At 65.2% G+C, this 13467-nt stretch carries 9 protein-coding genes; all 9 read left to right on the top strand.

Annotated elements, in window-relative coordinates:
* The first annotated feature begins 107 nt into the window (after positions 1–107).
* The 9 genes from BUS42_RS03190 (at position 108) to BUS42_RS03150 (ending at position 13410) form a co-directional block, all read left to right on the top strand.
* Positions 108–563 carry a hypothetical protein gene (locus BUS42_RS03190; protein WP_074305202.1) on the top strand — a complete coding sequence of 152 codons (456 nt, stop codon included), beginning with the start codon at positions 108–110 and terminating at the stop codon, positions 561–563.
* 314 nt (positions 564–877) lie between these two features.
* Entirely contained in the window at positions 878–1480 is a 603-nt protein-coding gene (locus tag BUS42_RS03185; RefSeq protein WP_216820999.1) for a response regulator, read from the top strand.
* 242 nt (positions 1481–1722) lie between these two features.
* Positions 1723–2427, top strand: coding sequence for a hydrolase (locus BUS42_RS03180; protein ID WP_074305198.1), 705 nt, complete (start codon positions 1723–1725; stop codon positions 2425–2427).
* A gap of 507 nt (positions 2428–2934) precedes the next feature.
* Complete coding sequence (locus BUS42_RS03175) at positions 2935–4764, top strand: amidohydrolase (RefSeq protein ID WP_074305196.1); 1830 nt, start codon at positions 2935–2937, stop codon at positions 4762–4764.
* A gap of 118 nt (positions 4765–4882) precedes the next feature.
* Complete coding sequence (locus tag BUS42_RS03170; protein WP_083670040.1) at positions 4883–6445, top strand: alginate export family protein; 1563 nt, start codon at positions 4883–4885, stop codon at positions 6443–6445.
* Between the two features lie 46 nt (positions 6446–6491).
* Complete coding sequence (locus BUS42_RS03165; RefSeq protein ID WP_074305193.1) at positions 6492–7232, top strand: M17 family peptidase N-terminal domain-containing protein; 741 nt, start codon at positions 6492–6494, stop codon at positions 7230–7232.
* A 73-nt stretch (positions 7233–7305) separates the two neighbouring features.
* Positions 7306–8976: an MFS transporter gene (locus BUS42_RS03160; protein ID WP_083670039.1), complete on the top strand. Its 1671-nt coding sequence runs from the start codon at positions 7306–7308 to the stop codon at positions 8974–8976.
* 971 nt (positions 8977–9947) lie between these two features.
* Positions 9948–11231 carry an urea ABC transporter substrate-binding protein gene (locus tag BUS42_RS03155; protein ID WP_074305191.1) on the top strand — a complete coding sequence of 428 codons (1284 nt, stop codon included), beginning with the start codon at positions 9948–9950 and terminating at the stop codon, positions 11229–11231.
* Between the two features lie 127 nt (positions 11232–11358).
* Positions 11359–13410, top strand: a complete 2052-nt coding sequence (locus BUS42_RS03150) for a methyl-accepting chemotaxis protein (protein WP_074305188.1) — start codon at positions 11359–11361, stop codon at positions 13408–13410.
* Positions 13411–13467 lie beyond the last annotated feature (57 nt).

Genomic DNA, 13467 nt, shown 5'->3' with positions numbered 1-13467 from the left:
GCTTTAGCCCGCGGAAGGCACGCCACATTAGTGGCAGTGGAGGATGCGATCCGCGGCTTTAGCCGCTCCTAAGTGTGTGCGACAGATTCATGTGATAGGAACAGGTCATGGAAACCACCCGAACGGTGGTTTGCAAACTGGCCCCGAGACCCGAGCAAGCCTCGGAGATCGACGCCACGCTCAAGGCGTTTGCGCTGGCTTGCGACTTCGCTGCCGAGTCGGCCCGGTCGATCGGATCCACCAACAAGGTCAAAGTTCAGCACGCCTGCTACGAAGGAATCCGAAGCCAGTTCGGTCTTTCGGCTAACCTCGCTATCCGAGCCACCGCCCGTGCGTGGCGTGGGAAATCACCCATGACGCAACCAGCCTCGCTCAGTCTCTTGCGCCGACCGGATGAGCAAACCGACAGTCGCCCGGCGTTCCCAGCGGGTTCGATCATTCGTCTACCGCCTGGAAGTCTACGGGTTCGACGTGGACTCGACAAAGTCGTCGCCCTTGGCCCGGTCTCCAAGCCCGACGCCCGCCGTGCCCGATCGTTGGAGGATCGCGCGATCGGTCGCTGATCCCTCTCAACGATCCGGGAAGAGGCTGAGCACCGTCACGGCACGCAGGGCGTACCGACGTCACCCTCGACCCGCGGCGGTCCGGCACTTCGCGTCGATGATTTGAGTGGCCGTCGAGCGGTGCCGCCCCGGTTCGAGGGGTGAGCCGCTTTGGACCGGCATCGGCCGCATCGACCCATTCTTTCGTTGGGATCTGGCCTTCGGATGATCCAGCAATTACTCTGAATGGACTGTCCAGAGAACCTGGGGCGGTACAAGAGCAACGGCCCCCTCGTCGAATTATCATGGTCGCTAAAGACAGGCCGATCCGCGTCATGATCGCCGACGACCAGCACCTCGTCCGGCAGGGTTTTCGGTCAATGCTCGACCGCCTGCCCTCCATGGAGGTCGTGGCCGAGGCCGGCACCGCCGGGGAGGCGGTCGTGCAATACGCCCGGCATCGGCCCGACATCCTGCTCATGGATTTGCGGTTTCCGGACCGTTGCGGCGTAGAAGCCATCCGGGCCATCCGGGAGCAATTCCTCATCGCACGGATCATCGTGCTGACCACCTACGACGGCGACGAGGACGTCTATCAGGCGCTCCAGGCCGGGGCCAAGGCTTACCTCCTCAAGGACGTGACCCTGGAGGAGCTGGTGGACTGCATCGAGAAGGTCCACCGGGGCCAGACCTTCGTGCCGCCCCTCATCGCCGCCAAGCTGGCCGAGCGGACGGCCAGCCCCCAGTTGACCGACCGGGAACTGGAAGTGCTGCGTCGGATCGTCGCTGGACGCAGCAACAAGGAGATCGCCGCGGACCTGAACATCACCGAGGGGACGGTGAAATCCCATGTCAACCGCGTCCTCGAGAAACTGGGCGTCCACGACCGTACCCAGGCCGCGACGACGGCCCTGAAGCGGGGACTGGTCAGGGAATAGGTCCTTCCGGGTATCGACAGCACCGGCCCCACTTTCCCACTTCCTCTATCGAAAGATAGACCTCGCAATCTATCCAATTGCAGTCGCTCCCTGCTCGGCTAATACGCGACAGTGGCTTTCGCTTGTTCTCGGTCTGTCTCAATTTTTTTTAAACGGCCCGACATTCCAATCTCGTCGCCCTCTTGATCGCAATGTCACGGTCTCATTCTCATCCGTCACTTACTCCCGAACAGGAGGAAGTCATGTCTCAAGATCCGGTCCGGCCGAAGCTCAGCGAGAAGGGGTTGCTGACCCCGGACAACTGCGTCCTCACGCTCATCGACCTCCAGCCCCAGATGCTGTTCGGCGTGGCCAACTTCGACCGGCAATCGATCATCAACAACAACGTTGCGCTCTCGAAGGCTGCGCGGGTTTTCGGCGTCCCCGTGGTCCTCTCGACAGTCGAGACCAAGAGCTTCAGCGGCAATATGTGGCCCCAGGTCCAGGCCATCTTCCCGGGTCAGGCGCCGATCGAGCGGACGTCCATGAACTCGTGGGACGACACGAACTTCGTCGCCGCGATCGAGAAGAGCGGCCGGAAGAAGATCGTCTTGACGGGCCTCTGGACGGAGACCTGCGTCGCGCTGCCGACCGTGCAGGCCCTCCACGACGGCTATGAGGTCTACGTGGTGGAGGACTGCTGCGGCGACGTGAGTCAGCTCTCCCACGACAACGCGATGAAGCGCGTGGTCCAGGCCGGGGCGAAGCCGGTGACCGCCCTCTCAGTGATGCTCGAGTGGCAGCGCGACTGGGCCGCGACCGGCACGTACGACGCCGTCATGGACATCGTGAAGACCCACTTCGGGGCTTACGGCATGGGCGTCGAGTACGCGTACACGATGGTGCACGGGGCCCCGGCGACGAAGTTCCCCGAGTACGTCGTCCCGTCGGCGGTTTCGCACAAGTAAGCGACCCCATCCTTGAAAGGAGGGGCTTTCCGGATCGGTGCTGGCCCGCTGGCCCGGCCACCTCCTTGGGGCCCACCGTCCAGTTCAGGCCGGCTTACTGCGATCCCTCTACGGCCTGTACCCGGTCTTGCGACCGGATGGCTTGGAGGTTCGTAGCCGGTGCTCCGGGAGGAGTGCCTTGTGAACCTTCTTGCCTTGTCCTTCAGGCTGGCTTTTTACGGAGGGCCTATCCCTCCAACCCGGCGTCCACCTTGCCGAAGCCAGTTCCAAACGATCTATGGTACAAATCAGTGCCCGTGTGTCAACTGAGTTGTCCGAATCTAACCAATCCGGAGGCGGGCTTACCTCCCCATGCCTGAAGGCAGGGGCTTCACGCCCGCAAAGTGGTGAAGCCACGGTGGAAGGAAGCGAGCCTGAGAGGAATAGGCGTACACCTCACGGCGTTCGCTCTCACTCCAGGGTACCCAGCGGACGGCCGGGCCGATCCAGTACGGGGAGACAAAGCCGATGAGCACCGCGGAACTGATCCTTCATAACGGCAAGATCACCACGAACGACGCCGCGTCGGAAGCGGCGGCCGTCGCGATCGCCGGCGGACGAGTGGCCGCGGTCGGCACCGACGGCGACGCCCTCGAGCTCCGCGGCCCCGCGACGACGGTCATCGACCTAGCCGGGCGTCGGGTGGTGCCGGGGCTGAACGACTCGCACCTGCACCTGATCCGAGGCGGGCTGAACTACAACCTCGAGCTCCGCTGGGACGGCGTCCCGTCGCTTGCCGACGCCCTCCGGATGCTCATGGAGCAGGCAAAGCGGACTCCGCCGCCGCAGTGGGTGCGGGTGGTCGGCGGGTGGAGCGAGTTCCAGTTCGCCGAGCGGCGGATGCCGACCCTGGCCGAGGTCAATGCCGCCGCGCCCGAGACGCCGGTCTTCATCCTCCACCTGTACGACCGGGCGATCCTGAACGCGGCCGCTTTGCGCGCCGTCGGGTACACGAAGGACACGCCCGACCCTCCGGGGGGAGAAATCCAGCGGGACAAGCAGGGGAACCCGACCGGCATCCTCATCGCCCGGCCGAACGCGATGATCCTGTATGCCACCCTCGCCCAGGGGCCGAAGCTCCCGCCCGCCGACCAGTTGAACTCCAGCCGCCACTTCATGCGCGAGCTGAACCGGCTCGGGGTGACCAGTGCGATCGACGCCGGCGGCGGATATCAGAACTACCCGGATGACTATGCGATCGTCGAGGACCTCCACCGTCGGGGCGAGATGACGGTGCGGGTGGCCTACAACCTGTTCACCCAGAGGCCGAAGGGTGAGCTGGAAGACTTCGCGAAGTGGGTCGAGATGACCAAGCCGGGGGCGGGGAGCGACTACTACCGGATGAACGGGGCCGGAGAGATGCTGGTCTTCTCGGCCGCCGACTTCGAGGACTTCCTCGAGCCCCGACCGGACCTCGCCCCGGAGTTGGAGGGGGAACTCCACCGAGTGGTGAAGCTCCTCGCCGAACACCGTTGGCCGTTCCGCCTCCACGCCACCTACGACGAGTCGATCGCCCGCTTCCTCGACGTCTTCGAGGCGGTCGATCGCGAAGTGCCGTTCGACGGCCTGCGATGGTTCTTCGACCACGCCGAGACCGTGACCGAGCGGAACCTCGAGCGCATCCGGGCGCTCGGCGGGGGCATCGCGGTCCAGCACCGGATGGCGTTCCAGGGCGAGTATTTCGTCGACCGATACGGGGCCGACGCGGCCGGGCGGACGCCACCGCTGGCGAAGATGCTCGCGATGGGAATTCCGGTCGGCGCGGGGACCGACGCGACCCGGGTGGCGAGCTACAACCCGTGGGTGTCGCTGTCCTGGATGGTGACCGGGAAGACCGTCGGCGGCCTCGCCCTCTACCCCGAGGCGAACCGGCTCGACCGGGCGACGGCGCTGCGGCTCTACACCCAGGGCTCCGCCTGGATGTCGGGCGAGGAGGCCGGCAAGGGCGCTCTCTCCGTCGGCCAGTTGGGCGACCTGGCCGTCCTCTCGGCCGACTATTTCCGGGTCCCGGATGAGGAGATCCGGGCCATCGAGTCGGTGCTGACGGTGGTCGGCGGGAAGGTCGTCCACGGGTCGGGGCCCTTCGCCTCGCACGCCCCCCCCGCACTCCCGGTTTCGCCCGACTGGTCCCCGGTCGCCGCATACGGGGGGTACCACGCGGGCGGGGCGCACCACCACTCGAGCCTGTGCGCCCAGGGCTCGGGCCTCGGCGGGTTGCTCGACCGGCCCCTCGCCCCGGCACGTTCACCGGGCAAAGACAGGCTTTGGGGGACCGGTTGCGCGTGCTGGGCGTTTTGAGCGAGTACGGGCCGGGTTGCGGCGGTTCTGCGTTTTGAAAGAGTTAGGGCGTCTCGGCCGACGATAACCACTGAAGAATCGTGGCGGTCTCACTTCCACCGGCTCGAGGAGATCGGGTATGCGTTCGGGCAGGACACACCTCGGGGCCTGCATTCTCCTCGCGGCGACGACGAGTCTGGGTGTCCTGCCGGTCCCCCGCTCGTTCGCGCAGGTGCCGCCCCTTGTCCGCTCATCGTCGGTCCCGGAACCGGTGGCAAGGCCCGAAGGCTCGACCGACGCACCCGCCCCATCGGCCCCGCCCGGACGCATGGGGCCGGGCAGTCAGGCGATCGAGGGCTCCAACCTCGAGACCTACAAGCTGCTCCGCTACGACGAGGATTACAGCGCCCTCAAGGACCCCAGCCGGCGAACCGATCCTCTCGACGTCCTGAAGTACATCCCTCTGGGCGATCGGGACGACCGCTACTTGTCGCTCGGCGGAACGGCTCGTCCCCGCTTCGAGTTCAATCAGAACCCATTTTTTGGAAGCGCGCCCTCGAATAGTCATGGGAACAACAACGACCTCGTTCAGCGTTACATGCTGCATGGAGACCTGCACCTCGGACCGAACCTCCGCTTTTTCGGCCAACTCCAGAGCGGCTTCGAGACCGGCCTGATCGGCGGCCCGCGCCCGGACGTCGACGTCGATCGCTTCGACGCCCATCAAGCATTCCTGGATCTCGTGCGGCGTTGGGGCGAAGAGGGATCGAATTCCTTGACCCTCCGACCCGGTCGCCAGGAGATGTCCTACGGCTCCGGGCGACTCGTCGACGTGCGCGAGGGTGCGAACCTCCGTCGCTCGTTCGACGCGGCGCGGATGCTACTGAAGGCCGGGGACTGGCAGGTGGACGGCTTCTGGTCGAAGCCGGTCCGCAACCGTCCCGACGTCTTCGATAACGATCCAAACCCCCACGTCTCGCTCTGGGGGGTCTATGCGGTCCACCCGCTCGCCGTGCTGCCGGACGGGCATACCGATCTCTACTACCTCGGCTTCGAGAACAAGCAGGCGACCTACAACCAGGGCAAGGGCGGTGAGCTCCGGCATTCGCTCGGGACCCGCATCTGGGGAAGGCCGATGCCCTGGGAGTACAACCTCGAATACGTCGCGCAGTTCGGCCGCTTCGGGAGCGGCGACATCCAGGCGTGGACCGCCGCGAACGCCGTGCGCTACAACTTCGACAAGCTGCCTCTCCGCCCCCGGTTCGGCGTGCGATTCGACGTCGCGAGCGGTGACCGTAACCCTCGCTCGCCGAACCTCCAGACGTTCAATCCCCTCTTCCCCTCCGGCGCCTACTTCAACCTCGCGAACCCGATCGGCCCCCAGAACATCATCGACCTGCACCCCGTCCTCGACCTCCGCTTCGGCGAGAAGGTGACGACCACTGCCGACTGGAATTTCTTCTGGCGGGAGAGCCTGGAAGACGGCATCTACAGCCTCTCCGGTGCGCCGATCCGGCCGGGAACTCCGAGCCGGGCGCGATATGTCGGAAGCTCTCCCTCGTTCACCGCGGCCTGGAAGGCCACGCGTCACATCACGGTCCTGGCGAGCTACGTCCATTTCTTCACCGGCCAGTACCTGGAGGAGAACCCGCCGGCGAAGGACATCGATTACGTCACAGTGTGGCTTGACTACATGTTTTAATTCAAATTCCAAAGTCAGCATCCCACGCTTTACGACCGGAGGCACCATGAGACAGCTTCACCCGTCGCCATTCGCGGCTCTCGCCCTGTTCGCGAGCCTGACGCTTCCGGGCGTTCATCCGAAGGCGGTGGCCCAGGACGTCAAGCAGCAGTCGATCGAGGCCCCTCATGGGGTGGCGATCAAGGTTCGCATGGAGGGCCCGTACACCGCGGAAACTCCGCTCCAGGTCGTCTGCTACTTCAAATATACCGCGGAAGGCGCGAAGCGGATGACCGGGGCGCCGGTCGAGCTCGACAAGGAGTTCCGCGGGGCCATCTCCACGCTCCGGGAGCGGGGCGAGTTCGAAGGAGCCGAGCTTGAGACGCTCCTCCTCATCCCGCCGAAGGGCTCGATCAAGGCAAGGGCCCTCCTCCTCGTCGGCCTCGGCGAGGAGGACTCGCTCTCGCTCGCCCGATTGGAACGGGTCGGGCGGGTGGCGCTACGTGAGGCGTCCCGGCTGGGCGTGCGCCGGGTGGCCTTCGCCCCGCTCATCCGGGACCAGGGCAACACGAAGCTCGGCACCGGCGACGTCGAGTCGGCCGTCGTGAAGGGCATGCTCCTCGCCTACGACACGGAGCGACGCCTCCAGAAGGAAGGGCTCGCCAGGGAGTGGACGCTCGAGGAGTGGGAGGTCGAGGCGGGCCCCGCTTACTTCGACGATACGGTGATTGGCGTAAAACGAGGGAGTTCCGAGGCGGCCACGATGGCCGCGACCCGAAAGTCGGATCCCCATATGCGAAAGCAATGAAGCTCGCCGGCAGGCCGAGGTCAGACTCAGCTTCAGGGCGAAGTCTCCGGAACTTCGGAGGGATTGACCGGCCATGACCGATCGGGAAGCGGGCGACGAAAAGGCCGGGGAGGTTGGTCCCGTCTCGGAGACCGCGGCGATCGCCGTCGGCCCGTCGCCGTTCGTCCCGCTCGCCCGGCCGCTGTTCCGCTGGCTCTGGATCGCCTCCTTTGGGTCGAACGTCGGCACCTGGATGCAGAACGTCGCGGCGGCCTGGCTGATGACGGAGCTCTCCGCCTCGGCGCTGATGGTGGCCCTCGTCCAGGCGGCGACCAACCTCCCGATGTTCGTCCTCGCGCTCCCCGCCGGGGCGCTCGCCGACATCGTCGACCGCCGCCGGCTCCTCCTCGCGGCCCAGTGCTGGATGCTCCTGGTCACCGCCGCCCTCGCCGCCCTCACGTTCACCGGCTCCATTACGTCATGGGGCCTCCTGGCGATGACCTTTCTCCTGGGCCTGGGTTCGGCGCTCAACGCCCCGGCCTGGCAGGCGACCACTCCGGAGCTCGTCCCTCGCGAGGAAGTCCCGGCGGCGGTCGCCCTGAACGGGGTCTCGATGAACGTAGCGCGAGCGATCGGTCCGGCCTTGGGCGGGCTGCTCGTGGCCGCGGCGGGCGCCGCGGCCGCGTTCCTGCTCAACGCACTCACGTTCCTGGGCGTCCTTTTCGTCCTGGGGCGGTGGCGCCGCCCCCGAGAGACGAGCACCCTGCCCGCCGAGCGTCTTGTCGGCGCCATGCGGGCCGGGATCCGGTTCGTCCTCCATGCCCCGGCCTTCCAAGCCGTCCTCGTCCGTGCGGCAGCCTTCGTCGTCGGGGGCAGCAGCCTCCTCGCGCTGCTCCCGGTCCTGTTAAAACAAGACCCAAGCCTGGGTGCTGGACACTACGGCATACTCCTCGGATGCTTCGGCGTCGGGGCGGTCATCTCGGCCTTGCTGATCTCCGGCCCGTTTCGGCGACTGAACGCGGACGCCACAGTGACGGGCGGGACGATCGGCCTCGCCGCTTCGACGCTCGCCGTCGCCTGGGTCCCCTATTACCCGGCCCGGTGCGTCCTCCTGGTGCTCGCGGGCGCGGCATGGCTCGCCCCCCTGACTCGCCTGAACGCCGCGGCACAGGCGGAGGTCCCGCGCTGGGTCCGTGCGCGGGCGCTTGCGCTCTATCTCGTCGTCTTCTACGGCGGGATGGCGGCGGGCAGCATCCTCTGGGGCTTCGCCGCGGACCGTGCCGGCCCGTCGCTCGCGCTCACGGCCGCCGCAACGTGGATGCTCCTCGGGCTGCTGGCGGCGTTACGTTTTCACCTGCCCGAGGGCGAAGGGCCGGACCTCGATCCGTCGCGGCACTGGCCTGAGATGGCGGCCGTGCCGGGGTTGGAATTGGATCAGGGGCCGGTGCTCGTCACGGTGGAGTATCGCATCGATCCGGCCCGGGCGGGTGAGTTCCAGGATGCCCTCCGGCCGCTCGGCCGCACCCGACTCCGAGACGGTGCCCTGCGCTGGGACGTGTTCCAGGACGTCGCCGATCCGGGGAGTACGATCGAGGTCTTCCTGGTTGAGTCGCTCGTCGAGCACTTGCGCCAGCACGAGCGGGTGACGGAGGCGGACCGGATCGTCCAGGTGCGGGTGCGTGCCTTCCACGTCGGGGACGAGGAGCCCGTAGTAAGGCATCTCGTGGCCGGGCAGTGGAGAGAGGAAAGGCCGCCAGGCCAGTAACGATGACCGAGTTGGGTCAGGCAAACGGAATTCGCTGAGGCCTCCTACCCCCTCGGTGAGGCATCCGACCAATGCTGGACCGCCTCCTCACGTGAATGCGTAAGCGACCCCATCCTTGAAAGGAGGGGCTTTCCGGATCGGTGTTGGCCCGCTGGCCCGGCCACTTCCTTGGGGCCCACCGTCCAGTTCAGGCCGGCTTACCGCGATCCCTCTACGGCCTGTACCCGGTCTTGCGACCGGATGGCTTGGAGGTTCGTAGCCGGTGCTCCGGAGAGGAGTGCCTAATGAACCTTCTTGCCTTGTCCTTCAGGCTGGCTTTTTACGGAGGGCCTATCCCTCCAACCCGGCGTCCACCTTGCCGAAGCCAGTTCCTACAAATCCATGGTACGAATCGGTGTCCGTGCGTCAACTGGGTTGTCCGAATCCCACCAATCCGGAGGCGGGCTTACCTCCCCATGCCTGAAGGCAGGGGCTTCACGCCCGCAAATTGGTGAAGTTTCGGAAAGTCCAGTAATTTCCAAACACAAGTCTTGCAGAGACCCCTCGCTTTGGGGAACTCAGGGCCACATGTCGACCCAACGGACGTCCTGAGAGCGTGAGTGAGATGGCCTTATCGGGTGGGCACGGCCCACGAGGCCTTTCGCCAAGTGGCTTGGAAAGGAGTGGAGAACTCTTCCTGATTCAGAGCAAAACCTGGTGGGCCGTGCCCACCCGACAAGAATCAGGCTGACTTCTTACACACGCCCTGAATTGCATTCCGCACGCGAACCACTCCTGCAAAGGCGGGCGAGCCATGCCCGTCCGAGAAAGATAGCCAAGCTGCGCCGAGAATTCCGATCGCGTCACATTTTCTCAGCTATACTCCTGGAATAGAGTGGCGATTGAGCGAGCACCCTCGAATCGGTTCCAGGCGGTTTTGCCGTCAAGGGTGCCATCGCGATTCGGTAAGACCGTATTGTAGGGGATGGCCGATGAGACGCGGTCTGATCGTGGGTGCCGTCTTGCTGGTGACCGTCGCCGCAATTGCCGGAATCACCTGGGCGTTCACCGAGGGGAACAGGCTGCCGATCCGGGTCGGGCTGCTCCATTCCCAGACCGGGCCGATGGCGATCAGCGAGCAATCGATGATCGACGCGGAACAACTCGCGATCGAGGAAATCAATGCAGCGGGCGGGCTCCTGGGCCGGCCCGTGATCGGGGTGGTCGCCGACGGCAAGTCCGACCCCACGACCTTCGCGCAGCAGGCGGAGCGGCTGATCAGCAGCGAGAAGGTCGACATCATCGTGGGCTGCTGGACCTCGGCGAGCCGCAAGAGCGTGCTGCCGGTGGTGGAGCGGACCGATCACCTGATGATCTACCCGATGGCCTACGAGGGGCTGGAGATCTCGCCCAACATCATCTACACGGGGTCGGTGGCGACTCAGCAAGTCTTGCCGGCCTTGCGGTGGAGCTACGACACCTTGAAGGCCCGGAAATACTTTCTGATCGGATCGGACTACGTTTGGCCGCACACGGTCAACGCGATCGCTAAGGACGCGTTGAAAGGGATGGGGGCCGAGACGGTCGGCGAGGAATACTGCGCCTTCGGCACCTCCGACGTCAAAGCGATGGTGGCAAAGATCCAGCAGGTCAAGCCCGACGTGGTGCTCAGCACGATCGCTGGAGAGACGAACCTCGCGTTCTACAGCACGCTCCGCCAGGCTGGGGTCACTCCTGACCAAATCCCGGTGATCTCGTGCAGCGTCGGCGAAAACGAGCTTCGCAAGATGGACCCCAAGGATCTGGCCGGCCACTACTCGGCCTGGGGCTACTTCCAGTCGGTCGACCGGCCGGAGAACAAGGAGTTCGTGCGGAAGTTCCAGGCGAAGTACGGCGCCGACCGGGTGATGAACGACGTGACGGCGGCGTCGTACAACAGTGTGCGACTCTGGGCGCAGGCCGTCGTGGAAGGAAATTCGATCGACCTCAAGACGGTCAAGCTGTTCCTGCTCCGGCAAAGCCTCGACGCCCCCGAGGGGATCATCTCGGTCGATCCCGAGACGCAACACACCTGGCGTCCCTTCTATCTTGCCAAGGCACGGATGGACGGCCAGTTCGAGATCGTCTGGTCGGTGGACAAGCCGATCCGGCCCTCGCCTTATCCGATCACGCGGAGTGTGGCGGAGTGGGACGCCTTCCTCCAAGAGATGTACATGCGATGGGGGGGGAGCTGGGTCAACTCCAACGCGATGGTCCGTCCGTCCTCACCTGACTGACCGAAGTGCTCCCGAGCTACCAACCGACCGATCGACCCCAGGGAGGCGAGAACCGGCACGGAGGCTTCCGGAATCGAACCCTCAAAGCCCCGATCTCGGCCACCCCGACACACAGGTCCACCCGCGCATGAACCTTCGACTCCCCTCGCTCGCCAACGCCAGCATCGCGAGCCGCCTACTCTTCTGGTTCCTCGTGATCGCGCTCGTCCCGAGCATCATCCTGACCGCGGTCACGTCCTACCTGTCGCGGCGGTCGGTGGAGATCTCGGTTCGTGATCGGCTGATGGTGATCGCGGACGCCAAGACCACCCAGCTCGAAAACTTCCTCCGCGAGCGGCGGGGAGACGTCGCCGTGCTCGGCCAAGCCCCTGCCGTGGTCACGGCCGTCGCGCATCTCGGACAACTCGCCAAAGAGGGGAAACGCGAGTCGGACGAGTTCCGGCGCGAAGCCGGTTCGATTCGTTCCGGACTGGGAGTCTTTGCACACGCTTACGGGTATCCCAATATTTACATTTTTGATATTGATGGAGTTCCCCTGGCCGCGTATCAGCGCGGATTCGATACGGGAACGAACCTCTTGACGGGTCCGATGAAGGGGACGGAGTTCGCCGATACGTTTGTGCGGGCCCGGACCTTGCTCCAGGCCGTGATGTCGGACTTCCAGCTTTATCCGGGCCGAACCCAGCCCGCCGCCTTCGTGGCCGGTCCGGTGATGCAAAACGGCGTCTCCGTGGGCGTCGCGATCGTCGAGTTGGGCAACTCGCATGTGTTCCGGGTGTTCGAGGATTACTCCGGGCTGGGCGAATCCGGGGAAACCGTGGTCGCGATGCGGATTGGCGACGAGATGACCTTTGTTGCCCCCACCCGGTTCGACCGCACGTCGGCCTTCCGCCTCAAACTCCCGATGGGAGGAGCGGCGTCGGAAGGTATGCAATACGCGCTCAGGGGGAAGCGGGGATACGGTGAGGGACTCGACTATCGTGGCCAGCGCGTGATCGCCGCCTGGTCCTACCTCCCTTCCTACCGTTGGGGAATGGTCGTCAAGCAGAATGTGGGTGAGGCGTTCGAACTCATCCGCCAGCAACGAATCGTCGTGGTGATCCTGCTCAGCTTGACCGTGGTGGCCGTCGGGTTGGTGGCGATTCTCGTGGCCCGCTCGCTCTCAAGACCGATCCGTGAGGCGGCCGACGTGGCCGATCGGGTGGCGTCCGGCGACCTCAGCGTTCAGATCAAGTCGCGAGCCACGGGAGAGGCCGGGCAACTGCTCAACGCGGTGAAGAAAATGACCCGCGACCTCAAAACGCTGATCGGCAAGATCCAGAAGTCGAGCGTCGCGTTGATGTCGACGGCCACCGAAATCGCCGCGACCTCGCGACAACAGCAAGAGACGGTCAACGAGTATGGCGCCTCGACCAGCGAGGCGGCCGCGGCGGCCAAGCAGATCTCGGCGACCAGCCAGGAACTGCTCCGGACCATGAACGAGGTGAACGAGGTCGCCGCCCAGACCGCTCAAATGGCCACCGAGGGACAGGGAAGCCTGTCGAATATGGGCCGATCGATGCGGAGCCTGGCCGACTCCACCGGGTCGATCAGCTCCAAACTCTCGGTGATCAGCGAGCGGGCCGCCAATATCAACCTGGTCGTCACCACGATCACCAAGGTCGCCGACCAAACGAACCTGCTCTCGATCAATGCGGCGATTGAAGCCGAGAAGGCTGGCGAGTACGGCCTCGGCTTCCTTGTCGTGGCCCGCGAGATCCGTCGGCTCGCCGACATGACCGCCGTGGCCACCCTCGACATCGAGCGGATGGTCAAGGAGATGCAGTACAGCGTCTCTGCCGGCGTCATGGAGATGGACAAGTTCACCGACCAGGTCCGCCAAGGGGTCGGCGAGGTGGCCCACATCGGCGAGCAACTCGGCTCGATTATCTCCGACGTCCAAGGCCTGACCGGCCGCTTCGAGCAGGTGACCGAAGGCATGAGAGTCCAGTCGCAAGGGGCCGACCAGATCCGCGAAGCCGTGGTCCGGCTCAGCGACGGAGCCCACCAGACCTCGATCTCGCTCCGCGAGTTCAACAAGGCGACCGACCACCTCCGTGAAGCGATCTCCGAACTCAAGGAAGAAGTCTCCCGGTTCACCATCGATCAATCCGACCCGCCCGCCATCCCAGGCCTATGATTCTTAGAGTCGTCCCAGGCCAGGTGGAACGAAACGGAACGATGCTCACGAGGCGGT

Source organism: Singulisphaera sp. GP187 (assembly GCF_900129635.1).
In the GTDB taxonomy this organism is placed as follows: Bacteria; Planctomycetota; Planctomycetia; order Isosphaerales; family Isosphaeraceae; genus Singulisphaera.
The sequence above is the reverse complement of the archived record's forward strand: the minus strand, read 5'-3'. Positions and strand labels throughout refer to the sequence as shown.